Source organism: Pantoea sp. GW821-FHT03E06 (genome assembly GCF_059420725.1).
Map to the genome: position 1 here is coordinate 617153 of NZ_JBWKUG010000002.1, position 23106 is coordinate 640258.

Here is a 23106-nt window from a genome sequence, read left to right on the forward strand (position 1 = left end):
AGTAAACTTAAATTTTATTGCGCGGGAGGTTTTATCATGGCCAGTTACACTATTCGCATTGAGTTGAAAGAGCCCACTGCCAGTATGCAGATCGAATTACTCTATGCGATGCTCGAAAATGGGTTCTCACGCAGTTTGGTGTGTGAAAAGGGATATGCCTACGTATTACCGGTCAATGAATTTGTCTACGTAGGCACTGAAAACATAAGAAGTTTAACTGACAGGATAGTGAATTTAGTCAATGACTTTAGCGAAGATCCTGCGGTGCTGATTACGCAGTCCGCCGCGCGCTGCTGGTCAGGCCTGCGGGGGGTGAACCTTGCATAAACGACAGGATAAACGTCCTCTCACTGCGGTGATGACGTTTAACTTAAGAGTTAGCTTTACTTAACACGCTCAGCTTACGGCAGTAAATATGTTCGTCTCTCTTCATTAAAGCGAAGCGTAATATGCCAAAAATTGGCTGCTTGAATGTTATCTCATAAACGTTAATTCAGATATTTTAAAACCGGAAATGGTATCACTCCCGGTTTTTACCAATAGGCGTCTTAACCCGTTAAGTCAGCCAGGATAAATACCGCGGTCTTTACGTGCCAGTAAAATACGTTCGCAGGCAACAATATAAGCGGCGGTACGCAGTGAACAGCGTTTTTCTGCGGCTTTGTCCCAAACATGAACCATCGCTTCGGTCATGATGCGATCCATACGCTTATTAATCTCGTCTTCGCTCCAGAAGAAACTCGCCATATCCTGCACCCACTCGAAGTAACTCACCGTTACCCCACCGGCATTACAGATTACGTCCGGCACTACCTGTACGCCACGGTTAGCCAGCACATCATCGGCATCCGGGTAGGTTGGGCCGTTCGCCCCTTCAAGCACCAGTTTTGCACTGATAATTTCCGCACGTTCGCGGGTAATCTGCCCTTCAAGCGCGGCCGGGATCAGAATATCCATGGCCGTGGTCCAGAACTGCTCTTTCTCGATTTCACGTGCGCCTGGGAAACCGGCAATCTGTTTATGCTCGGCCTGCCATGCACTTAGCGCAGTTAAATCGATCCCGCCCTCATTAAACAAGGTGGCGGTGTGGTCCTGAATCACCACCACGCGCGCACCTGCTTCGGCAAACAGACGGGCCGCTTCGCTGCCCACGTTACCAAAGCCCTGCAGCGCCACGCGCGCGCCTTCAATGGTAATGTTGGAGCGCTGCGCCACTTCCCGACCGGTAATAAATACGCCACGGCCGGTCGCTTTCTCACGACCTAACGAGCCGCCAAGATGGATCGGTTTACCGGTCACCACACCCGTAATGGTGGTGCCATGGTTCATCGAGTACGTGTCCATCATCCAGGCCATGACTTTGCCGTTGGTACCGACATCCGGCGCGGGAATATCTTTCTGTGGACCAATAATCAGACCAATTTCACTGGTGTAACGACGCGTTAATCGTTCCAACTCACCTTCAGACAGCGCATGGGGATCAACGCGAATGCCGCCTTTGGCCCCGCCATAAGGCAGGTTGACCGCCGCACACTTGATGGTCATCCAGGCAGAGAGCGCCATCACTTCGTTCAGGTCAACCGCGGGATGGTAACGCACGCCGCCTTTGCCTGGCCCGCGCGATAAGTTGTGCTGCACGCGATAGCCTTCAAAATGGCGGATGGATCCGTCATCCATTTGCACCGGGATATCAACAATCAATGCTCTTTTGGGATGACGCAGCGTTTCTATCCAGCGAGATAATTCACCAAGATAAGGCGCAACGCGGTCAATTTGGCTTAGGTAGGTAGTCCAGGGAGATGTACTGCTTTCAGACGCGTAAGATAACTTTTCCATGAGAAGCCTGTTTAATCAGAGTTATTTATATTGAAAAGACGTGGAAAGGTAATGCATTGCACTAGGCAGGGTTTAATTTAGCATCTTTAAAAAAAGAGAATAATGGCGAAAAAGAAAACATTAACGTTCCCAATGCAAATTCGCGTTTTTGAATGAATAAATAAGCAATGAAATAGCTCTGCATGAAACGCATATCTATGCAATACATATGCAATTAAGTGCATAAATTGGGATTTTTTCCCTATTTTTCAGTTCTTTGATGGTCATCAAAAAGTGAATAAAGTGTTATTTTATCGCATTGACTTTGTTAACTCAGGCAACCACGATGAGTGAAACTCAGTGGGAAATCTCGATCATGAATTAGGCTTTTATCAGTTTTGTTGTTCTTTCAACTAGTTAAACGTGCCTTTTTACAGGGGCCAAACAGATACGTTTAATTATGTCTTTACGGAAAGAATAAAACCCTTATTTGCCATTGATGCTTGCGGGCAGGCATCGCCATGCGTCTCTTCGCCAGACTGAAGGAATCATTGTGTCTAACAAACCGACTCAAGAGCAGCTTCAGCCTGCTCCGTCTAACGACGCCCCGCAAAAACTGCAGCGCGGACTAAGCGAACGCCATATTCAGATGATCGCGCTAGGAGGCTCCATCGGCACAGGACTGTTTATGGGAGCAGGCCGCAATATTGCGGTGGCCGGAACCTCAATTTTAATTATCTACGTGTTGGTGGGCTTCTTTAGCTATATGGTGATGCGGGCGATGGGAGAGCTACTGCTGACGCGGCTGGATTATCGATCGTTTGCCGATTTTGTCAGTGACTATCTCGGGCCGAAAGCCAGCTTCTATTTGGGTTGGTCCTATTGGCTAAGCTGGGTTGTGACCTGCATTGCCGACGTGGTGGTGTGCGGTGCCTATATGCAGTATTGGTTTCCGGAAATGTCGGCGTGGATACCGGCATTATTCACCCTTAGCATACTGTGTTTGTTTAACATGCTGTCGGTGAAAGCCTTTGGTGAAGCGGAGTTCTGGTTCGCGTTGATCAAAGTGATTACCATCATTGCGCTGATTTTAACCGGGGGATGGATGGTGTTTACCGGCTGGACGTCGCCTGACGGCGTCACCGCATCGGTACATAATCTGACCGATCCCGCCGTGTTTATGCCGCATGGCATCACCGGCTTTCTCGCGGGGTTCCAAATCGCTATTTTCTCTTATACCGGGATTGAGCTGCTAGGCACCATGACCGCGGAAACGCGCGATCCCGAGAAAATTCTGCCACGCGCCATTAATGCCTTGCCGCTGCGTATTGTGGTTTTTTACCTGCTCTCGATGATGGTCATTATTGCGGTCACCTCCTGGCAGGGCGTTTCGCCAGACACCAGCCCCTTTGTCACGCTCTTCGCGAAGGCCGGATTGCCCGCCGCAGCGGCGATCATTAATTTCGTGGCGCTCACTTCGGCGATGTCTTCCGCAAATAGCGGCGTCTACTCCAGTACCCGCATGTTGTATGGCTTGTCGATTGAGAAGCACGCGCACTGGCAATTTCGCATTCTTTCGCGCAGCACGCGCATCCCGCTGCGCAGTCTGCTGTTCTCCTGCTTCTGTATGCTGAGCGGAACGTTGCTGCTGTTCCTTGTACCGAATGTCTCTACGCTCTTCACTATCGTTTCGACGCTGGCCGCCATTCTGGTGATCTATTGCTGGGGAATGATTCTGGTGTCCTATCTGGTATACCGCAGACAGCGCCCGGACCTGCATCAAAAATCAACATTCAAAATGCCCGGTGGCATTGTTATGGCCTGGGCCACGCTGATTTTCTTCCTGTTTTCGGTCGTAATCATGGTATTTGACCCCGACACACTCGCCGCCCTGGCGGTTTCGCCAACGTGGTTTATTGCGCTTTGGTTGATCTGGAAAATAAAAGAAAAGCGTGCCGGTGCGGAGAAGCGTGAATGGAATGCTAAATCTGCCTCTTCCTGAGGCAGATGTCTTAACCATAGCCAGATTTTGATGACGTTTCCCATTTCAACGCCTGGCTCATTTCCATCTCCAAACGAATAGCACCGCAGTTACTCAGCAGATTTTCCACTTTATTTTCAAAGTCGAGAAGCTGGTTACCCTCGATTTCGAGCATCATATAGGCAATCTCATGACGGCACTCTTCACCAAAGGTCTTTAACTTTTTTTCTTTCAGCAGCCACTGAACGAGCAACTCTTTTTTCTCGTCTTCTTTTTTTCCCCGCGCGCTGAATTTCAGGTAGCGAACCTGAAGCAGCAGCTGATGATAAAAATAAGCAATGCTATCGAGTTGTTTTAGGTTCATGGCGCATCCTCGTTTATCAGTGCATAAAATGAGGAATCAGCCTGCTTTCGCAGGCTGAGGGAGGAGATTTAAAGCGGTGCTGCCGGCGCGGCGGCCTGATCGTAACCGCCCCACACTGACTGATCGAACTCAATCATTGAGCCGGTCATCAAGCCAGACTCTTCGCTGGCGAGGAATGCCACCGCGCGCGCCACTTCTTCGGGTTGGATCAGACGACCAAACGGCTGAGACGCCGCGGCTTTCTCCAGCCAGTTATCTTCCGCGCTGTGATATTGCTTCATGATGCGATCTTCACCTTCCGATGCCATCCAGCCAATATTCAAACCATTGACCCGAATACGGTTACGTAACAGTGCATAAGCGGTATTGCGTGTCAGCGTGGCCAGCGCGCCCTTGGAAGAGCAATATGCGGCGATAAAAGGTTGCCCCGCCAGCGATGACATCGAACAGATATTCACGATGCTGCCAGCAATATTGTCACGGCGCATCAGCTTGATGGCCTCCTGCATCAGGAAGAACGGGCCACGGACGTTGGTGGCGAAGATACGGTCAAAAAGTTCTGGGTCGGTGTCCAGAATCGTCCCGCGATCGCTCATGCCACCCGCATTGACTAAGACATCGACGCGGCCATGCAGCTTATCGGCGGTAGCGATGACGTTACGACAATCCTCTACGTTAGATAAATCTGCGCGCACGAAATCCACTTTGGTCTCGCTTTCACCGTTTAAGCGCTCGGCAACTTTGGCCCCTTTCTCCTGATTGCGGCCACAAATCACCACCGCGCTGGCGCCCAGCTGCGTAAACTGGCGTGCAATCGCTGCGCCCACGCCCTGTGTTCCTCCGGTAACCACTGCCACTTTACCTGTTAACTGGCTCATCATAGTGCTCCTGAAATGACTGAATAACCGGCTGCGTCGAGCGCAGAACGAAGTGTTTTATAACCAATATGCGCGTATTCCAGCGGCGGTGCTTTCGCCGGATCTTGTTCCGCTTCCACCACAAACCAGCCCTGATAGCCGATTTGCGCCAGCTTGTTAACGATGGCGTTAAAATCGATCATGCCGTCGCCGGGTACGGTATAAATCCCCTTCAGCACCGCATCGAGGAAGGAGTCACGGTTTCTATCGATTGCATGCAGCACCGACTCGCGCACGTCTTTGGTGTGCACGTGGATGATGCGGCTGCCGTGCTTTTCCAGAATCCGCAGCGGATCAACGCCTGCAAAGACAAGATGACCGGCGTCAAACAGCAGCCCAACGTCCGGCGTGGTGACGGCCATCAAGCGGTCAATATCATGTTCATCCTCAATGGCGGTTCCCATGTGATGATGAAAAGCCAGCGGCACACCGTAATCCCGGCAAAAGGCAGCAAATTGAATCAGCTTTTCGCCGTATTCGCGCATCTGATCATCAGTGAGGCGACGACGCTGCACCAGCGGCACACTTTGCTGATTTTGAATGGTGCCGGCCGTTTCGCCATACACCAGGCACGCGGCGCCGCAATCGCGGAAAAGCGCCATTTGCGGCAGCGATTTTTTGATCTCCGCTTCCACGCTGTTGTCCAGCAAGGTCCCGGAATACCAGCCTGACACCAAATCCAGCTGAAACTCTTGCAGTAACGGTTTTAGCGCCTCGGAGGTTTTCGGAAATTTTCCGCCGGTTTCAACGCCCTGAAATCCCGCCTGATGACTCTCAGACAAGCAGGTGGTCAGCGGCGTATCCCCACCCAACTGCGGCAGGTCATCATTCGACCAGGCAATGGGCGCGATGCCCAGTTTTGCTTTTAACATCATGAACTCCCTGATTAAATGCCGACGCGCTGCGCCAGGCGGCCTTTGACGTGCTCTTCACGCGCTTTGTTGACGCTGTCACGCGCGCTGACTTCCGGCACCCCGACATCCCACCAGGCATCGCCCGGCGTCCAATCAAAAGGATGCGTCGCAATCGAGATGACCGTAGTGCGATCGTTGCCTTTGGCCCAGCTGATGGCTTCTTCAAGTTCATCCAGCGAAGAAACCTTGCGCGCCAGCGCCCCCATCGATTGCGCATGCGCGACGAAATCGACGTGAAACGGCTCTTGCACCCGGCAATCTTTCAGCAGGTTATTGAACGACGCGCCGCCCTTGGCATTCTGCAAGCGGTTGATCACCGCATAGCCGCCGTTATCACACACCAGCAGAATGAATTTGTGCCCGGAAAGTACGCTGGAGTAGATATCGGAATTCATCATCATGTAGGTGCCGTCGCCGATCATCACGAACACGTCGCGATCCTGCTCAGCCATCGCCACGCCCCATCCGGCGGAGAGCTCATAGCCCATACAGGAGAAGCCAAATTCACAGTCAAATGTGCCGGGGTTCTTCACCCGCCAGCCTTTCACCAGTTCGCCCGGCAAGCCGCCCGCCGCGCTGATGATGTAATCCTCAGCCGCGGCAGCCGCATTCACTACGCCGATGACCTGCGCATAGGTAGGATCGCCTTCCGCTACCGTGCGCTCCTGACGCGCAGCGATCAGCTCGTTCCATTTGGCAAATTCCCGGCGCCCTTTCTCCAGCCAGCTGTCGGTTGCTTTCCAGTCGCCGAGCGCCGTATCGAGTTCGGTAATGCCTTCGCGGGCATCACACTCAAGCGGGATGGCGAAATGCTTGTGTGCATCAAAGCGCGCGGCATTGAGGGCGATAAATTGCGCGTTACGATCAAACACCGTCCACGAACCGGTAACGAAATCCATCAAGCGCGTGCCCACCGCAATCACTACGTCCGCTTCGGCGGCCAGCGCATTGGCTGACGTTGAACCGAGAATGCCAATCGGCCCGCAATGAATTGGATGGTCGTGGGTAAACGCGCCCTTGCCGGCGATGGTTTCCACCACCGGGATGCCATGCGCCTGGGCAAACTGCGCCAGTTCTGCTTCAGCCTGCGAGTAGCGCACGCCGCCACCGGAAATAATCAGCGGGCGTTTGGCCTGTTTCAGGCATGCAACGGCGCGAGCCAGCAGCTGACGATCGGGACGTGGACGCGGCATCAGATGCAAACGCGGAGTAAAGAACTCTTCTGGGTAATCCCACGCCATCTCCTGCACGTCCTGGCATACGCCAATAAATGCTGGGCCACAGTCGCCGGGATCGAGCAGGGTTGCCACGGCCTGTGGCAGAGAGGAGAGGATTTGTTCAGGATAGGTAATCCGATCCCAGTAGCGCGACACCGCTTTAAAGGCATCATTCACCGTTTGGGTCGGATCGTTGAAATGCTCGACCTGCTGCATCACCGGATCGGGATGACGACGGGCAAAGCTGTCACCGCAGATCATCAGCAGCGGCAAGCGGCTCGTATGCGCCACGCCCGCTGCGGTAAGCAGATTGGTGGTGCCAGGACCAATCGAGGCGGTAACCACCATGATTTGACGTCGTACCATCGCCTTAGCAAAACCCACGGCCGCAAATGCCATCGATTGCTCATTCTGTCCGCGCCAGGTCGGCAATACATCCTGCGCCGCTTCCAGCGCCTCGCCCAGGCAAGTGACATTGCCGTGACCAAAAATGCCATACACGCCCGGGAACAGCGGTACGCGCTTGCCATCCACTTCGGTAAACTGATTGCTCAGATAGCGAACTATCGCCTGAGCTGTCGTGCAACGAATCGTAGCCATATCCTCACTCACTCTTCAGAGATGCTGCTCGGCAGCATCGCGGTTCATCTCACAATTTAAATTGCCATAACGAAATATTAGCAATATAAGTTGCAACTTCAGGCGACAAAACTCCCGCTTAAAAGCAGGCGGGAGCCCGTTAATTCACATTATGCGCGGTTGCGTTTGCGCGGTGATTCAGCGCGTTTTTCACGTTCAGTAATGGTTTCAATGCGCGGCTGCGCCACTTCAGGCTGTAAAACCGCCGCCAGCGCCATAGCAATGCTTTGCGCCAGACACACCGGCGCGGCCAGCGAGCGTGAAAAGCTGTACTCCTCTTCCGGAATGTTGAACAGCACGCTGGCGCCTTTGGCTAAAGGCGATAACGGACCATCGGTAATCGCGATCACCGGAATGGCGCGTGCGCTGGCGTGGTCGGCAATGGCAATCACCTCTTTGGCGTAATGACGGAAGGCGATGGCGATCAGCACATCATTTTCGCGCATATGGTTAGCCATTTCCGGCGCCAGTCCGCCGGCGGAATCCAGCAGGATGACCCGGCGATTCAGCATGGTCAGCAGGTAGCGTAGCAGTAACGCAATGGGCTCGGAGCGCAGCTGACCGGCGATGTAAATGGTTTCCGCCTTCTTCAGATACGTCGCGGTGGCATCAAGATCAGCCTCCGTTACGTTGCTCAGCAGCTCCTGCAATGTAGCGATATCCCGGATCACCAGACTTTGCAGAAAGCCAAGGCTGCCATTTTGCTCATTCTTGCGCAGATCGTTTTCCAGCGCGGTGATGCGCTCGTTGTACCCCGGCGCCGCAGTGGCAAGGCGGGTTTGAAACACGCTCTGCATCTGTTTAAAACCGCTATAGCCAAACACCTGCGCAAAACGCACCAGCACCGAGGGGTGCAGACCGCATTTAGCGGCAACAGCGTTAATCGACTCCAGTGCCACCGTGTTTGGGTTTTGTGTCACATAGCGGGCTGCCTGCTGGTGTCGCACCGACAACTGCGCATAGCGTTTGGTAATTTCATCCACAATTTGCTCGTAATTCTCATGAGGCAGCGTGGCCTGCATCTTCTCGATTTTACTCATCCATCATTCCTTTTTGGCGTAAAGCCCGTCTCGCCAGCACGCTACCGCAATAAAAATTGCAAGTAAAACTCTAATGCAATTAGTTCTAACCTATTCGTTTCCAACTGGGAAAAACTCAGCGTGATATTTGTGATTTGCTTCGAAAAATTCACTTTTAGTCTTAATGAAACACCTCAACCACCTGAAAAAGAAGATTCTTACCACATGATATTCAACAACAATTTACGCTAAACCCTCAATTTCACCTCACACCAGTCATATCATTGCAATTTTTATTGCTCCGATCCTAACATTGCAACTATCAATGCTGATGAGGGATTTTCACTCCCTTCTTTTCCCTCTCAGCCGACCGTTTCAGGTCAATTGTCTTTAGCCTGAAACCGCTACCGGAGGAACGGATCAACATGTATCAAAACTTTGGACAGTTTATTAATGGCGAATGGCTTAAAGGCAGCGGTAAAGAGCCGGTGATCGTTACCGATCCCGGTAATGGAAAAACGCTGGGTGAAATAGCCGCCGCCTCTACCGCTGACACCCAATCTGCGCTGGCAAGTGCAGCAGCGGCACTGGTCGAGTGGCGAACAACCCTGGGCTGGGCGCGGGCAGATTTACTGCAGGCGGTGGCAAAAGAGATGACGCTATTAGCGGCAGAAGCCGCGCAGATGATCTCGCAAGAGAGCGGTAAACCGTTAGCACAGGCCAAACGTGAGTGGGAATTATCGACCGATCAATTTATCTGGTACGCCGAGGAGGCACGTCGCATCTATGGTCGCATTGTAGAAAGCCGGGTGCCGGGCGGGCGCTGCGAAGTGTCACACGAACCGGTCGGTGTGGTGGCGGCTTTTACCGCGTGGAATTTTCCGGTGGTGCTAGTGGCACGCAAGCTCGCACCTGCGCTCGCCGCCGGCTGCACGGTGGTGTTGCGTCCCTCCAGTGAAGTCCCTGGCTCCGCCATGATGATCTTTGAGTGTCTGCGCAAAGCGGGACTGCCGGCTGGCGTGGCCAATCTGGTTGTTGGGCCGACTGCCGCAACCTATGAACCGTTGATTGCTTCGCCCGTGGTGAAGAAAGTCTCACTAACCGGCTCAACGCAACTCGGCCAGCAGATGATTCGCGATTCAGCGGCCACCATCAAGCGCCTGAGCATGGAGTTAGGCGGCAACGCGCCGGTCATCGTCTTTGAAGATGCCGACCTGGAAAAAGCGCTCGACCTTTCCGTAGCCACCAAATTTGCCAACTGCGGCCAGGTTTGTGTCACCTGCGATCGCTTTTATATACACCAAAGCCGCTACCACGACTTTGTGCAAGGTTTTGCCGAGCGCGCGAAAAAACTCAAGGTGGGTTACGGGCTGGATGAGGGAACGCAAATGGGCCCGCTGATCAACCCTCGACGTCTTAAAGCTATCGAAGCGATTGTGGCGGATGCACGCGATAAAGGGGCGCGCATCGTGACCGGCGGCGAGCGTATCGAATTAAACGGCGGTTATTTTTACGCCCCTACCGTGATAGCGGATGTTCCCGATGATGCGCTGGCGATCGCCGAAGAGAACTTTGGCCCTATCGCCGCCATCACCGCATTTAGCGACAGCGACGATCTGTGGCGGCGCGTTAATAACTCTGACTTTGCCCTCTCCGCATACGCCTTTACCCACGATCCGGCCCGCATCCGTGAAACCGTTGCGCGCCTCGAAGCCGGTATGGTCGGTATCAACAGTTATGCGCTGGCCGCTGCCGAAGTACCGTTCGGCGGCGTGAAAGCCAGCGGCATGGGCCGTGAAGGCGGAAGTGAAGGTATTCACGACTATATGAACGTCAAACTCGCGCAAATCGTGCTGTAAGGAATGCATTGATGAAGCTGAATAATATCAAAGCACGCTGGAATGAAGGACAAACCGTACTTAATGGCTGGCTTAGCATCGCCAACGCCTTCACCGCTGAGATCATGGCTGAGCAGGGTTACGACGCGCTGACTATCGATTTGCAGCACGGTTTTGTCGGCTATGAGCAGGCAACGCATATGCTACAGGCGATGCGCGCCAGCGGCGTTGCCCCCATGGTGCGCGTGCCCTGGCTAGAGCCGGGCATCATCATGAAGTCACTCGATGCCGGTGCATGGGGCATTATTTGTCCCATGATCAGTACCGCTGAGCAAGCGCAGGCGCTGGTCTCCTGCGTACGCTATCCGCCCCATGGCAGCCGCAGCTTTGGTCCAACGCGCGTGACGTTCTCTGCCGGTCAGGATTACGGCCAGCATGCCGACGATCACGTGGTGTGTTTCGCAATGATTGAAACCGCAGAAGCCTTTGAAAATATCGAAGCGATTGTCGCCACGCCCGGTCTCGATGGCGTCTATATCGGCCCGGCCGACCTGACGCTGGGCCTCACCGGGAGAAAATATCGCACTGGCTTTGATCGCACTGAAGCGGAAATTGTCGATGCAATTAAACATATTCTCGCCACCGCCCATCGCGCCGGGAAGAAAGCGGGTTTGCACAATGGTTCTGCCGCTTATGCGGCCAACGCGGCGCAATGGGGCTTCGATTTAGTCACCCTTTCCAATGATGTCCAGCTGTTGCGTGGTGCAGCAGCCAGCAGCGTGCAGCAGTTCCGCGAACTTAACGGTAACGGCGTAACAGCACCATCAACCCAGGCGGGGGGTTACTAACATGCCAAACATTCTGGTTGCCGGAAAAATTCATCAGGCTGGGATCGATATTCTCAATAGCGCGCCAGGTTTCACGGTGCAGTTGGTGCACGACGTTAGCGTGGAAAGTTATGCCCCTTTTATGGCTGAGGCGGATGCGCTGTTAATCCGCACGCAACCGCTCACGGCAAAAGAGATCGTTGCCGCGAAAAATCTGCGCGTGGTGTCACGTCACGGTGTGGGTTATGACTCGGTTGATGTTGCCGCCCTCACCGAACGCAACATTCCGCTGACCATTGTCGGCAATGTGAATTCGCTTTCCGTGGCGGAGCACACCCTGTCCATGCTGCTGGCTTTGGCAAAACGCCTTTGCTATTTCGATAACAGTATTCGTGATGGGGAATGGAATCGTCGCAACAGTTTTTCTGCGGTTGAGGTGGCTGGCAGAACCTTATTCATCCTCGGTTTTGGTCGTATCGGCCGCGAAGTGGCGCGCCTGGCGAAAAGCTTCCGCATGAAAGTCATCGCTTACGATCCCTTCCTGCCCGATAACGCTTTTGAAGAAAGCGGCGTAGCCCGCATAACTGCCATCAATGACGGTTTGCAGCTGGCAGATGCGATCACCATTCATCTGCCGTTGAGCGGCGAAAAACCGTTGATTGGCGCAGAAGAACTGGCACTGATGAAACGTCACGCCATTTTGATCAATACCGCACGCGGCGGCATTGTCGATGAAGAGGCGCTGGCAACCGCCCTGCAAAACGATGCGCTGGGCGGCGCGGGTCTGGATGTGTTACAGCAGGAGCCACCCGCCCTGCACACTGCGCTGCTAGCCCAGCGCGATAAATTAATCCTCAGCCCCCATTCGGCGGGGCTCACCGAAGAAGCGGCGATGCGCATGTCGGTCTCCGCCGCCACTAATATCGTTGACTATTTCACTGGTCAGCTCGATACGGATCTGGTGGTCAATAAGCAGGTTCTGGCGCTTAACGACCTGATGAGCCAATTACCCTGATAACAATAAAACTCGACCCGGAGAACATCATGCTCAAAATCGCCATCCTCGGCGCTGGCCGTATTGGCCAGGTCCATGCCGCCAACGTGGCACGCCACAAAGACGCGCAGCTGGTTATGGTTGCCGATCCATTTATCGAAAATGCTAATGCATTGACAGCCCTGTGGGGCGGTCGCGCGGTGCAAGATCCGCTTGAGGCGATTCACGATCCTGCTGTTGACGCCGTGGTGATTGGTACACCTACCGATACCCACGTCGAACTGATGCTCGCCGCAGCCAATGCAGGCAAAGCCGTGCTGTGCGAAAAGCCGGTGGATCTTGATATCCACAAAGCGCTGGCGGCCGAAAAAGCGCTGGGCGAGAAGGCCAGCAGAGTAATGCTGGGTTTCAACCGTCGCTTCGATCCCGGCTTTAACGAAATTCATCAGCGTATCGCTCAGGGAGATATTGGCGACCTGCATCAGGTGGTGATCACCAGCCGCGATCCGGGTCTGGCACCGCTGAATTATCTCAAGCATTCCGGCGGTATCTTCCGCGATATGGTGATCCATGATTTTGACCTCGCGCGCTGGATTTTGGGCGAGGAACCGGTAGAGGTGTTTGCCACCGGCAGCCGCCTGTTTGAGCCTTCGCTGGAGGCGTTAGGGGATTACGACACCGTGATGGTGCAGCTGCGTACGGCTTCCGGTAAACAGTGCCAGATTAACTGCAGCCGTCAGGCGGTATATGGCTACGATCAGCGCCTGGAGGCATTTGGTTCTGGCGGCATGATGATCAATGACAACCACCGTGAGACCACGGTGCGCCATTTTGGCGCGCAGCACACCGAAGTGCGCGGTCCGCTGCTGGACTTCTTCATGCAGCGTTATACCGATGCGTATCGGCTGGAAATCGACGCCTTTATTCAGGCCATCAGCAAGGGTACCGCGCTGCCTGTCACTATTCATGATGGCTGCCAGGCGCTACGCCTTGCCGATGCTGCACAGCTCTCCGCCGATACTCAGGCCGTGGTGAAACTGAATTAAGGACATTGTGATGCGCAAATTAGGTATTGGCCTTATTGGCACCGGCTTCATGGGCAAATCTCACGCTATGGCCTGGCGCGCGGCAGCCAACTTTTCAGGCGAGGTGCAGCCGGTGTTGGTGTGCGTTGCGGACATTGACGGTGAAGCTGCCCGCCGTACCCAACAGCAGTATGGCTTTCAACGTTCAACCAATAACTGGCAGGAGTTGATTGACGATCCTGAAATCGATGTCATTTCAATCACCTCACCCAATCGCTTTCACGCCGAGCAGTCGCTAGCGGCAATTGCGGCGGGCAAACATGTGCACTGCGAAAAACCGCTGGCACCGGATAGCCAAACCGCAGAACGCATGGTGCTGGCCGCCAAAGCAGCAGGCGTGGTCACCCAGGTTGGCTTTAATTACGTTAAAAATCCGCTACTGAAGCTGGCGCAAAAGATGATAGCGGAAGGCGATCTGGGCGATATCACCGGTTTTCGCGGTATTCATGCCGAAGACTTTATGGCCAATCCAGAGATCCCCTGGTCATGGCGACTGGATCCCTCAGGCGGCGCCGGTGCCGTGGCCGACCTGGGCAGCCATATTCTTGGCATGGCGCGCTTTCTGCTTGGTCCCATTTCGTCACTGTTTGCCGATTTGGAAACCGTGATTAAAACACGCCCGGAAAGTGCCGGTGCCGCAAATACCAAAGCCGTTGAAGTGGATGATATCGCTCGTCTTACGGTGAAGTTTGCGCGCGGTTGCAGCGGGCATGTTGAAGCTAACTGGGTGGCTTCAGGCCATAAAATGCAGCTGGGCTTTGAAATTACCGGTTCTAAAGGCGCGCTGATTTTTAATCAGGAGCGTTTCAACGAACTGCAATATTTCCAGTTCAATCAACATGAAGCGACCAACGGTTTTAAAACGCTGGTGGCCGGACCCGAACATTATCCTTATGCCCTATTCTGCCCGGCTCCGGGACACCAGCTTGGATTTAATGATTTAAAAACTATCGAAATGCTGGAGTTTATTCAATCAATCAATGAGGGGAAATCTATTGGCCCCGATTTTACTGAAGCATATCAAATTCAGAAGTTGGTCGATGCTGCCGTCGCCTCTTCACGTGAAAAAAGTTGGATAACGATCTAAAACATCAGGTCGTAAGGCAGGGATGCCGCTCTGTAATTTCTATTATCAGCCGTTCCAGATCGTGCACGACATAAAAGTGCTGTAAATAAACCCTACACAAGTGAAGTTAATAATAAAAAACCCGACATCAGACTGGTTCTGAGATTAATCATAAATGTGGAATGCTATTATGAAAAAAATCATCTTACTCTGCCTTACCTTACTTTCGCTAAGCCCTGCTGTTAATGCCGTACAGGTTGGCGTAAGTATCGCCCAAATGGATGACGTATTTCTCTCACGCCTGAGAGGATATATTATCGAGCAGGCGAAAACGCATCCTGATATGAAAATTCAATTTGAGGACGCTCAGGGCGCCGTAGATAAACAACTTAGCCAGGTGCAAAGTTTTATTAACGGTAAAGTCGACGTCATCATTGTTAATCCGGTTGATACCCAGGGAACCAAGAATATGGCTGACGCGGCACGCGCCGCCAAAGTCCCCCTGATATTTCTTAACCGTATGCCTTCAGACGCCAAAATGGGCGATGGCGTGAGCTATATCGGCAGCGATGAAATTGAAGCGGGACGTTTGCAGATGCAGTATCTGGCAGATTTGGTTAAAGATCGCAAAAGCGTTAATGTCGCCATCATGAAAGGTTTATTAAGTAATGATGCCACCCGTTTCAGAACGCAAGGCGCGAAAGAGATTATTGCCAAACATCCTAATATGCATGTAATTGTTGAAGACACAGCGAAATGGATGCGTGAAGACGGCATGAATCTCATGAATAACTGGATTCTGTCGGGCGACAAAATTGATATTCTTTCCGCTAACGCGGACGAAATGGCTATTGGTGCCGCCATGGCCATTAAAAGTAACGGCATTAAAATTGGCAAAGATATTTTAGTTGGCGGCACCGACGGCGGTCCGAATGGTTTACAGGCGATAAAAACCGGTTTACTCACTGTCACCGTATTCCAGGATGCGAAATCACAAGCCTATGGCGCCGTGGATATGGCAGAAAAAGCCGCCAAAGGTGAAAAAATCCAGGATGTTAATTTTATTCCTTTCCAGTTGGTCACACCGCAAAACTACCAGAAGTTTATGACTAATTAACTTTCGCTTTCTTCTGTGTCTGTTGTTTGCACCTGTGAAGGCAGCAGGTGCCTTTTTTTTAATTCGGAGAAGTTATGAAAACGATTAAAGGCCCCGCGGTATTTCTGGCGCAGTTCGCTGGCGACGATGCGCCTTTTAATTCTTTAGCTGGCATGGCGGGTTGGGCGGCGGAAAAAGGATTTAAGGGCGTAGAAATCCCCAGTTGGGACTCTCGTCTGATTGACCTGCGCAAAGCCGCTGAAAGCCAGACCTATGCTGATGAAATTCTTGGCGTACTGGCTGAGCACGAGCTGGCGCTGACCGATTTAGCCAGCCACTTGCAGGGCCAGCTGGTCGCACTGCATCCGGCTTTCGATTTACCCGCCGATAGCTTCGCCCCTGAAAGCGTGCGTAATGATCCGCACGTGCGCCAGCAGTGGGCCACTGAGCAGCTTTACCTGGCAGCACGCGCATCACGCCGCTTAGGCCTGACGAAGCATGTCACTTTCTCTGGCACGCTGCTGTGGCCCTATCTCTATCCCTATCCGCAGTGGCCAGAAGGCCTGATTGATGAGGGCTTCAGCGAGCTGGCGCGGCGCTGGATACCGATTCTCAATGCTTTCGATGAACAGGGAATCGATCTCTGCTATGAGATCCATCCTACGGAAGATCTGCATGACGGCGTGACCTTCGAGCGTTTCCTGGAAAAAACCCACAACCATCCACGCTGCAACATCATGTATGACCCCAGCCATCTGGTATTACAGGGCATTGATTACCTGAGCTATATCGATCACTACCACCAGCACATCAAGGCTTTCCATGTCAAAGATGCCGAGTTCAGGCCGAATGGCAAAACCGGTGCGTACGGCGGCTATCAACCCTGGACCAGCCGGGCAGGACGCTTCCGCTCACCTGGTGACGGCCAAACTGATTTTGGCGGGATTTTCTCGAAGTTAACCGGTTATGGCTTTGAGGGTTGGGCGGTGCTGGAGTGGGAGTGCTGCTTTAAGAATCCGGAAGATGGCGCACGTGAAGGCGCGCAGTTCATCAGCGACCACATTATTCGCGTCACCGATAAATCGTTTGATGATTTTTGTAAGTCCTACGCCGATCGGTCACTTAACCGCAAAATTTTGGGTATTACAGGAGCGAAAGATGAATAGATCACCTTTGAATGGACGTCGTATCCGATTAGGCATGGTCGGCGGTGGCGAGGGTGCCTACATTGGCGGTATTCACCGTTTTGCAGCGCGTCTTGACGATCAATATGAACTGGTAGCGGGCGCGTTTGACGTTGACGCCGAGCGCGGGCACCGCTTTGCCACGCAAAACTATATCGCCCCTGAGCGTTCTTATAGCGATTACGCCACCATGGCGCAGTTTGAGGCGGCGCGCGCAGACGGTATTGATGTTGTCGCCATTTGTACGCCTAACTTCACCCACTTCCCCATCGCCAAGGCCTTTCTTGAAGCCGGCATCGATGTGATCTGTGAAAAACCGCTCACTACCACGTTGCAGGATGCCGAAGCGCTGGCCGAAGTGGTGAGCCAGACCGGCCGTTTTCTTGGCGTGACCTACACCTATTCCGGCTATCCGCTGATCGTGGAAGCCCGCGCGCGCGTCCAGGCTGGACTGATTGGCAAGGTGCGGACCGTGCAAGTGGAGTATCCGCTGGAGTGGATGGCGACCGGCGTCGAGCTGAAAAATAACCAGCAGGCAGCATGGCGCGTCGATCCACAAAAGAATGGACGCGGCGGCTCGATTGGCGATATTGGCACCCATGCCTATCATCTCGCCGGTTATGTAACCGGATTGAAAGCGGAGAGCGTGGCCGCTGACTTAGCCACCTTTGTGGAAGGGCGAGCGCTGGACGATAACGCCCATGTGCTGATTCGCTATGAGGGCGGCGCGCGCGGCATGTTGTGGTCATCGCAGGTTGCCATAGGCTGTTCAAATGCGCTGCGGCTGCGAGTTTACGGCGAAACCGGTAGCCTGACCTGGGCGCAAGAGCAGCCGAACGAACTGATTTACACCTCATTGGAAGGCTATACCCAGATTATTAAACGGGGGCGTGACGATCTGGATGCGATAACCCGGGCGCGCACTCGCACACCGCCAGGCCACCCTGAAGGCTATATCGAAGCCTTTACCAATCTGTACAGCGGCTTTGCTGCGGCACTGCGCGCGCGTGACGAACAGCGCGCGGTTTCTGGCATTGGCGCACTTATCCCGCAAATCCATGATGGCCTAAAGGGGGTAGCCTTTGTCGATGCAGTGGTCGATAGCCATCAACAGGGTACGGTATGGAAGCAGCCAAAATATCGCTGATGCCAACAGAAGCCTGACGCCGTCAGGCTTCGTTAGGTATACATGTTGTAGCGCATGATGATATTGATGCGTGAATAGGTTGCGTTGCTACGCGTTTCAGGTAAAAACCCGTGGAATTCCAGCAGTGTTTTAAATGAGTGCTGCGCATCCAGTTGCAGATTATGCTCAATCAGCGCGTCGATTTTACCCGCCTGCATCAACGCGCGATTTTCCCGATCCAGGTCGTGCCCAACAAACACCTTAGGCTGAATGTTGCGTTCTTCTAATGCGCGCAAAATGCCGGCATTTCCGCCACCCACGGTGTAAACCGCATCAATCTGGGGATTATCCTGCAGGAAGGTTTGCAGGGTTTGGTACATCAGATGATCTATGCCCGATCCACCGGCGACGATTTTTATCTGATGTTGGGGGGAAAAGGATTTCATTCCCTCCTGAAAACCGCGGATGCGATCCTGTTCCCCAACAAACGCTTTATTGCCGGTGATGGCGGCAATCGTGCCCGGTTCGTTACCCAACCATTTTGCCATCAGGAAGGCTGCCGACTGTCCCGCGCTGACGTTATCCATGCCAATGTAACGCAGCCGATGGCTACCCGTGATATCCGTAACCACCGTAACAACCGGAATGCGCTGCTTAATCAGATTGTTAATAACCGGCACCAGCTGGCTTGAATTCATCGCCTTCAGGATAATGCCATGGGTGCTCAGCGAGCACTTTTTCAACAATCGTTCCACTTCCTCCACCGTCATCTCTTCACTGCAATGGAATCTAAGCTGGATGCGGAAAGAGGCGAAACTGGATATCTGGCTACTAAAGGCTTCTTTTACCAACTCACTGAAACGCTCTGGCGTGTGCATGATGACATCGAAGTAAATTGTCCGCCCTTGCGCCAGGCTGCTTTTTTGCTGCAACTCCAAATCGGCTAATGCTTGCTGAATTCGATGCTGCGTTTGCGGATGTACCCGGCCGCGGTTATGCAACGCACGATCGATGGTGGCGAGGCTTAATCCGGACTGGGCTGAAATCTGTTTTTGCGTAAATTTTGGCATAGGTCACATGATGTAGGAGTGAGGTGTTTTTGATGTGCTGTTAAAGAAATGTAACTGCTATTTTAACTCTCATCAACCCTATCACGACGCCAGGTAATGTTGCACTGGCGGCTGATAACGCTCTGTCACTCCATCTCTAAAATGAGGTCGTTATGATGTCACCCTATTTTGCCCGTGAAGATCAGGTCTCTGTTGAAGACTTCAAAACATTTTGTACTCAGCAGCTCGATACCAGTGATTATCCGCTGGCGAGCGAAGCGGTTGCCAACGTGCTGGTTTACGATCGAGAGACGCTGGACACCGCGGCGAAAACGGATAAAAAAGCGCTGCTCAGCGAACTGCACAAAGCCCTTTCTTATGGTCCCGGCGTTTTTGTGGTACGTGGTTTATACAGCGATCTCGACGTCATTGATCGCACCTCGCAGGCTTTCGAAACCATCATGAGTCATGAGGCCAAATCTAAAATTCAGGCCGATCACTTCTCACGCGCGGGCAACAATGGACGTATCTGGAACGCGCTGCAAAAACTGGCGGAAACCAGCCCGCAAACGTTTGTTGATTACTACGCGAATCCGACGCTGGAGTTGATTTGTCAGGCGTGGCTGGGCCCAGCGTGGAGCATGACCTCGCAAGTGAATCAGGTGCGCCCCGGCGGCGAAGCCCAGCAGCCGCACCGGGATTACCATTTGGGCTTCCAGCAGAGTGCGTTCGCATCTGAATTCCCGGTGCCGGTACAGATCCTTTCGCAATATCTGACGTTGCAAGGTGCCGTGGCACACACGGATATGCCGCTGGCATCCGGCCCGACCCGTTTACTGCCGTGGTCACATCAGTATGAGCTGGGTTATATCGCCTATCGTGACCCAGAGTTCGTTGAATTCTTTAATCACAATTACGTCCAGCTGCCGCTGGAAAAAGGTGATGGCCTGTTCTTCAATCCGGCGCTGTTCCATGCCGCAGGTAACAATACCACCAGCGATCATGTTAGAACCGCCAACCTGCTGCAGGTTTCCTCCGCATTTGGCGTTCCGATGGAGAAAGTAAACCACGAACAGTTGCTCAAGCTGATTTACCCGCTGCTGCAAAACAGCCAGCTTACCCAGCAGGAGCTCAATACGGTCGTCAACGTGGCGGCGCGCGGTTACTCCTTCCCCACTAATCTCGATACCGATCCACCGTTAGGCGGCATGGTTCCGCAGACGCAGCAGGCTTTGGTGCACGAGGCCTTGCAGCAAGAGTGGAGCCCGAGCCAGTTCAATCAGAAACTGGATGAGCAAAGTACTCGAAGAGAAGCGTAGCAGCGACAGACCGGGCGATTACCCGGTCTGATCACTTCATCAGCACCTGAAACTGCGGATTAAATTCGTCAAAAATCGGCAGCGCTGCAGCACCCAGCGCGGCGGTATCGCTGCCGGTCATACCGATTTTTAAGCGGGTGCCGGTAAGGTAGCGGCCGCGTACTGATTGATACAGCGGTGGCAGGCGGCGAATGATTTTGTCCAGCAGCGCAGCCGGTATCATGCCGCCGATAATCACACTTTCAGCATCGAAAATGCACTCCAGCAGATTAATCGCCTGGCGCAGCGGCGTGAGCACGGTATCAATCCAGCGATCAAACAGCGCCGGATCGACCTCCAGTAAATCTTCCGGCAGCGCCGTCATCGGATCGAGACCGCAAAACTCATATGCCGCCTGCAGCGATACATAGCGCTCAAGACAGCCATGATTGCCGCAATAACATTCGCGTCCACCAGGCTCAACCACCACATGCCCCACTTCACCGGCGTTATGCGCATGGCCGCTGTAAACGTGGCCATCCATAATGATGCCAGCACCCAAACCGGTGCCGATATAGAGATAGATAAACGAGTTGAGCTGGCGCGCCACGCCATAAAAACGTTCACCAATCGCCGCCACCGTGGCATCGTTCTCCAGCGTCACCGGCACGCCGCTCATCGCTGCCAGTTTGGCTTCAATATCCACCTGCTCCCAGCCGTGCAGCGTGGTGGGTCCTACCGAGGAGATGCCTTCGACACCAAACGGACCCGGCATCACCACACCAATGCCCAGCACTTTGCGCCAGCGCTCGCCGAGTTGCGTTTTGATTTCAGCCAGCACCGCTTCGATGCGCGCTAAAGTGGCATCTGGCTCGGGCTTTTGCACCAGAATAAGACGGCGGAAGTGAATTTCACCGGTGAGATCCACCAGCACAATCAGCAGCGTTTGGTGATCCAGATGGATGCCAATTGAGAAGGCGCTGGCAGGATTGAGCGTCACCGGAATGGCCGGTTGCCCACGTCCTTGCTTGCGCGGCTCACGGCTGGTGAGCAGTTCCGCCTGCTCCAGTTCGGCAACGATATTTGAAACGGTTTGCGGCGTGAGCGCGGTCAGGCGAGCCAGTTCGGCGCGGGTGAGTTCGCCGTGCAGGCGAATGGCTTCAATGATCACGCGACGATTATGCGCCCGTGCATGTTCCAGATTGGTTCCCGACGTTTTCACCTTGCTTTCTTCCCTCATTCAACCGCGCTGTGAATAGCCGCATCAATATCTATGATCGGCCACAGTAATTACAACCCTTTCGGGACGTTGAATGGGGGTTGGCTAAGCGCAACAGCAAATTGGTCATGCCGGTACGGACGCAAAATTAACGTCATAGCTAACGAACACGGATGAGTTAACTTCGCGTTGCTTATGAAGGATGGCGCCTATCTTGATGGTTATTCATTGGAAAGCGGGTCAGTGAGTTTCTCGCTGATCGCAGACTTTTCATAATTAGATGTCCGCAATGTGCCAGAAGCGGACATTACTTTCCTATGGTTCAAACATGTAAAATAGTCCGAATCATGCAAAACCTTCTGGTGTTTGTCAGAGCCTGTTATTCACAACCAGCCATAATGGTTAATTATCTTTCTTCAACGCGGAGGTGGCTTTCCATTCAGCGTATATACTTTCCAGCCCCTGCCTGTAACTTGTTATACGAAAGTCCGGGAAGCGCATCTTAAATTTTGATGAGTCAAAAAGATTATCAGCTTCATAGCGGGGAAGGAGTTCCCGCAGTTCACGAGGCCCTTTAGAAAATATACCCGCAATATATAAGGAGTATTTCCTCAGAACTGACCATGACGGTTCTTTTCCAAATACACTGCACGCCAGAGAAACAAACTGCGCATAGGTGATTCGTTCTTCACAACAGGGCAGATGCCATGTCTGACCGTAGGCATCTGGCGTGTTACCCAGCAGCGCTAAAGCCCGGCTTGCATCAGGGGTCCAGATGAGCGTACGTAATGAGTCATCACGCAATGGGACGAGTGGTTTTTTTCCAGCTTTAAGTCTGTCTAAAACCAGGGCATTGGTAAAACTCTGGGTTTTCCCGGGCCCATAAAATTCAGGGGCGCGACCAATGAGTACAGGAATATCACCCCGCAGCATCTCCTCCAGAACCATATTCGCCATCTTAGCCCGGACTCGCCCTTTTCGCCCTGATGGCTGGAACGGCATATCTTCCATCTGCAGTCTGCCGTCCTGAGGGTACATATACGTATTGTCAAAATAGACAAAATGAGCCCCTGCTTGCCGGGTGGCATTCAGTGCATTCTGAAGCATTACAGGAAACTGCTCCTCCCAGAGGGAGGAATCCGGTGGCAGTCCTGCCGCAAAATACACAATGCGGCTTCCTTTTACCGCATCCAGAGTCTGACTGCCATCAAGCAAATCAGCCGACATAAGGGTGTCGCTTTTAGTGACTTTATGCGGATTGCGGCTGACAAGCCTCAGCTCAGCACTGAAGGAATGTGTTAACTCGCGGGCAAGTTCCCGGGCAATCTGTCCGCTTGCTCCCAGAATCGTTTGCATTTATTTCCTCTTCATACAATTTTTGATGGAAGTCCCGGGACTTTGACTTTTTTAAAAGTATAAGATTAAAGTTAACTTTAATGTCAAGGGCGGTCACTGGAG

20 protein-coding genes are annotated in these 23106 nt (G+C 53.1%); 11 read left to right on the forward strand and 9 right to left on the reverse strand.

Annotated features, from left to right (window positions below; genetic code table 11):
* Positions 1 to 36 precede the first annotated feature (36 nt).
* Entirely contained in the window at positions 37 to 327 is a 291-nt protein-coding gene (locus AC07WB_RS22355) for a hypothetical protein (RefSeq protein ID WP_097098122.1), read from the forward strand.
* A gap of 234 nt (positions 328 to 561) precedes the next feature.
* On the opposite strand, the gene AC07WB_RS22360 is transcribed toward AC07WB_RS22355, so the two are convergent.
* The gene (locus tag AC07WB_RS22360) at positions 562 to 1836 is read right to left on the reverse strand and encodes a Glu/Leu/Phe/Val family dehydrogenase (RefSeq protein ID WP_097098123.1); all 1275 of its coding nucleotides are present in this window, start codon (positions 1834 to 1836) and stop codon (positions 562 to 564) included.
* Between the two features lie 532 nt (positions 1837 to 2368).
* Here AC07WB_RS22360 and AC07WB_RS22365 point away from each other — a divergent pair.
* Positions 2369 to 3817 carry an amino acid permease gene (locus tag AC07WB_RS22365; RefSeq protein ID WP_494941373.1) on the forward strand — a complete coding sequence of 483 codons (1449 nt, stop codon included), beginning with the start codon at positions 2369 to 2371 and terminating at the stop codon, positions 3815 to 3817.
* Between the two features lie 10 nt (positions 3818 to 3827).
* On the opposite strand, the gene AC07WB_RS22370 is transcribed toward AC07WB_RS22365, so the two are convergent.
* The 5 genes from AC07WB_RS22370 to AC07WB_RS22390 all read right to left on the reverse strand — a co-directional run bounded on the left by AC07WB_RS22370 (position 3828) and on the right by AC07WB_RS22390 (position 8887).
* On the reverse strand, positions 3828 to 4160 hold the full coding sequence (locus tag AC07WB_RS22370) for a hypothetical protein (protein WP_097098125.1): 333 nt from the start codon (positions 4158 to 4160) through the stop codon (positions 3828 to 3830).
* Between the two features lie 68 nt (positions 4161 to 4228).
* Positions 4229 to 5038: an SDR family oxidoreductase gene (locus AC07WB_RS22375; RefSeq protein ID WP_097098126.1), complete on the reverse strand. Its 810-nt coding sequence runs from the start codon at positions 5036 to 5038 to the stop codon at positions 4229 to 4231.
* Positions 5038 to 5949, reverse strand: coding sequence for a myo-inosose-2 dehydratase (gene iolE / locus AC07WB_RS22380; RefSeq protein WP_494941374.1), 912 nt, complete (start codon positions 5947 to 5949; stop codon positions 5038 to 5040). Before iolE ends, AC07WB_RS22375 begins: the two co-directional genes overlap by 1 nt.
* A gap of 14 nt (positions 5950 to 5963) precedes the next feature.
* Entirely contained in the window at positions 5964 to 7808 is a 1845-nt protein-coding gene (gene iolD, locus AC07WB_RS22385; RefSeq protein WP_097098128.1) for a 3D-(3,5/4)-trihydroxycyclohexane-1,2-dione acylhydrolase (decyclizing), read from the reverse strand.
* Between the two features lie 149 nt (positions 7809 to 7957).
* The gene (locus tag AC07WB_RS22390; RefSeq protein ID WP_494941375.1) at positions 7958 to 8887 is read right to left on the reverse strand and encodes a MurR/RpiR family transcriptional regulator; all 930 of its coding nucleotides are present in this window, start codon (positions 8885 to 8887) and stop codon (positions 7958 to 7960) included.
* A gap of 404 nt (positions 8888 to 9291) precedes the next feature.
* Here AC07WB_RS22390 and AC07WB_RS22395 point away from each other — a divergent pair, with 404 nt between their 5' ends.
* From AC07WB_RS22395 to AC07WB_RS22430, 8 genes are all read left to right on the forward strand, one after another.
* On the forward strand, positions 9292 to 10725 hold the full coding sequence (locus tag AC07WB_RS22395; protein WP_494941376.1) for an NAD-dependent succinate-semialdehyde dehydrogenase: 1434 nt from the start codon (positions 9292 to 9294) through the stop codon (positions 10723 to 10725).
* An 11-nt stretch (positions 10726 to 10736) separates the two neighbouring features.
* Positions 10737 to 11552 carry an HpcH/HpaI aldolase family protein gene (locus AC07WB_RS22400; protein ID WP_097098131.1) on the forward strand — a complete coding sequence of 272 codons (816 nt, stop codon included), beginning with the start codon at positions 10737 to 10739 and terminating at the stop codon, positions 11550 to 11552.
* A gap of 1 nt (position 11553) precedes the next feature.
* Positions 11554 to 12546, forward strand: coding sequence for a hydroxyacid dehydrogenase (locus AC07WB_RS22405; protein WP_494941377.1), 993 nt, complete (start codon positions 11554 to 11556; stop codon positions 12544 to 12546).
* A gap of 29 nt (positions 12547 to 12575) precedes the next feature.
* On the forward strand, positions 12576 to 13571 hold the full coding sequence (gene iolG, locus AC07WB_RS22410; RefSeq protein ID WP_345830429.1) for an inositol 2-dehydrogenase: 996 nt from the start codon (positions 12576 to 12578) through the stop codon (positions 13569 to 13571).
* 10 nt (positions 13572 to 13581) lie between these two features.
* Complete coding sequence (locus tag AC07WB_RS22415; protein WP_494941378.1) at positions 13582 to 14697, forward strand: Gfo/Idh/MocA family protein; 1116 nt, start codon at positions 13582 to 13584, stop codon at positions 14695 to 14697.
* A 169-nt stretch (positions 14698 to 14866) separates the two neighbouring features.
* Positions 14867 to 15793 carry a substrate-binding domain-containing protein gene (locus AC07WB_RS22420; protein WP_097098135.1) on the forward strand — a complete coding sequence of 309 codons (927 nt, stop codon included), beginning with the start codon at positions 14867 to 14869 and terminating at the stop codon, positions 15791 to 15793.
* Between the two features lie 74 nt (positions 15794 to 15867).
* On the forward strand, positions 15868 to 16938 hold the full coding sequence (locus AC07WB_RS22425) for a sugar phosphate isomerase/epimerase family protein (protein ID WP_097098136.1): 1071 nt from the start codon (positions 15868 to 15870) through the stop codon (positions 16936 to 16938).
* Complete coding sequence (locus tag AC07WB_RS22430; protein ID WP_494941379.1) at positions 16931 to 18103, forward strand: Gfo/Idh/MocA family protein; 1173 nt, start codon at positions 16931 to 16933, stop codon at positions 18101 to 18103. The genes AC07WB_RS22425 and AC07WB_RS22430 overlap by 8 nt, the downstream gene beginning before the upstream one ends.
* A 32-nt stretch (positions 18104 to 18135) precedes the next feature.
* Here AC07WB_RS22430 and AC07WB_RS22435 read toward each other — a convergent pair whose 3' ends face one another.
* On the reverse strand, positions 18136 to 19152 hold the full coding sequence (locus AC07WB_RS22435) for a substrate-binding domain-containing protein (protein ID WP_345830423.1): 1017 nt from the start codon (positions 19150 to 19152) through the stop codon (positions 18136 to 18138).
* A gap of 152 nt (positions 19153 to 19304) precedes the next feature.
* On the opposite strand from AC07WB_RS22435, the gene AC07WB_RS22440 reads away from it, so the two are divergent.
* Positions 19305 to 20450 (forward strand): phytanoyl-CoA dioxygenase family protein, encoded by a 1146-nt coding sequence (locus tag AC07WB_RS22440; RefSeq protein ID WP_494941380.1) that lies wholly within the window; start codon positions 19305 to 19307, stop codon positions 20448 to 20450.
* Positions 20451 to 20481: 31 nt separating this feature from the next.
* On the opposite strand, the gene AC07WB_RS22445 is transcribed toward AC07WB_RS22440, so the two are convergent.
* Together AC07WB_RS22445 and AC07WB_RS22450 are read right to left on the reverse strand one after the other, a co-directional pair.
* Positions 20482 to 21651, reverse strand: a complete 1170-nt coding sequence (locus AC07WB_RS22445; RefSeq protein WP_494941381.1) for an ROK family transcriptional regulator — start codon at positions 21649 to 21651, stop codon at positions 20482 to 20484.
* Positions 21652 to 22050: 399 nt separating this feature from the next.
* Complete coding sequence (locus tag AC07WB_RS22450) at positions 22051 to 23004, reverse strand: NAD-dependent epimerase/dehydratase family protein (RefSeq protein ID WP_494941382.1); 954 nt, start codon at positions 23002 to 23004, stop codon at positions 22051 to 22053.
* Between the last annotated feature and the right edge of the window lie 102 nt (positions 23005 to 23106).

Coding starts and splice junctions, on each gene's coding strand:
- AC07WB_RS22355 (WP_097098122.1), top strand. CDS start 37: ATGGCCAGTTACACTATTCGCATTGAGTTGAAAGAGCCCACTGCCAGT.
- AC07WB_RS22360 (WP_097098123.1), bottom strand. CDS start 1,836: ATGGAAAAGTTATCTTACGCGTCTGAAAGCAGTACATCTCCCTGGACT.
- AC07WB_RS22370 (WP_097098125.1), bottom strand. CDS start 4,160: ATGAACCTAAAACAACTCGATAGCATTGCTTATTTTTATCATCAGCTG.
- AC07WB_RS22375 (WP_097098126.1), bottom strand. CDS start 5,038: ATGAGCCAGTTAACAGGTAAAGTGGCAGTGGTTACCGGAGGAACACAG.
- iolE (WP_494941374.1), bottom strand. CDS start 5,949: ATGTTAAAAGCAAAACTGGGCATCGCGCCCATTGCCTGGTCGAATGAT.
- iolD (WP_097098128.1), bottom strand. CDS start 7,808: ATGGCTACGATTCGTTGCACGACAGCTCAGGCGATAGTTCGCTATCTG.
- AC07WB_RS22390 (WP_494941375.1), bottom strand. CDS start 8,887: ATGAGTAAAATCGAGAAGATGCAGGCCACGCTGCCTCATGAGAATTAC.
- AC07WB_RS22395 (WP_494941376.1), top strand. CDS start 9,292: ATGTATCAAAACTTTGGACAGTTTATTAATGGCGAATGGCTTAAAGGC.
- AC07WB_RS22400 (WP_097098131.1), top strand. CDS start 10,737: ATGAAGCTGAATAATATCAAAGCACGCTGGAATGAAGGACAAACCGTA.
- AC07WB_RS22405 (WP_494941377.1), top strand. CDS start 11,554: ATGCCAAACATTCTGGTTGCCGGAAAAATTCATCAGGCTGGGATCGAT.
- iolG (WP_345830429.1), top strand. CDS start 12,576: ATGCTCAAAATCGCCATCCTCGGCGCTGGCCGTATTGGCCAGGTCCAT.
- AC07WB_RS22415 (WP_494941378.1), top strand. CDS start 13,582: ATGCGCAAATTAGGTATTGGCCTTATTGGCACCGGCTTCATGGGCAAA.
- AC07WB_RS22420 (WP_097098135.1), top strand. CDS start 14,867: ATGAAAAAAATCATCTTACTCTGCCTTACCTTACTTTCGCTAAGCCCT.
- AC07WB_RS22425 (WP_097098136.1), top strand. CDS start 15,868: ATGAAAACGATTAAAGGCCCCGCGGTATTTCTGGCGCAGTTCGCTGGC.
- AC07WB_RS22430 (WP_494941379.1), top strand. CDS start 16,931: ATGAATAGATCACCTTTGAATGGACGTCGTATCCGATTAGGCATGGTC.
- AC07WB_RS22435 (WP_345830423.1), bottom strand. CDS start 19,152: ATGCCAAAATTTACGCAAAAACAGATTTCAGCCCAGTCCGGATTAAGC.
- AC07WB_RS22440 (WP_494941380.1), top strand. CDS start 19,305: ATGATGTCACCCTATTTTGCCCGTGAAGATCAGGTCTCTGTTGAAGAC.
- AC07WB_RS22450 (WP_494941382.1), bottom strand. CDS start 23,004: ATGCAAACGATTCTGGGAGCAAGCGGACAGATTGCCCGGGAACTTGCC.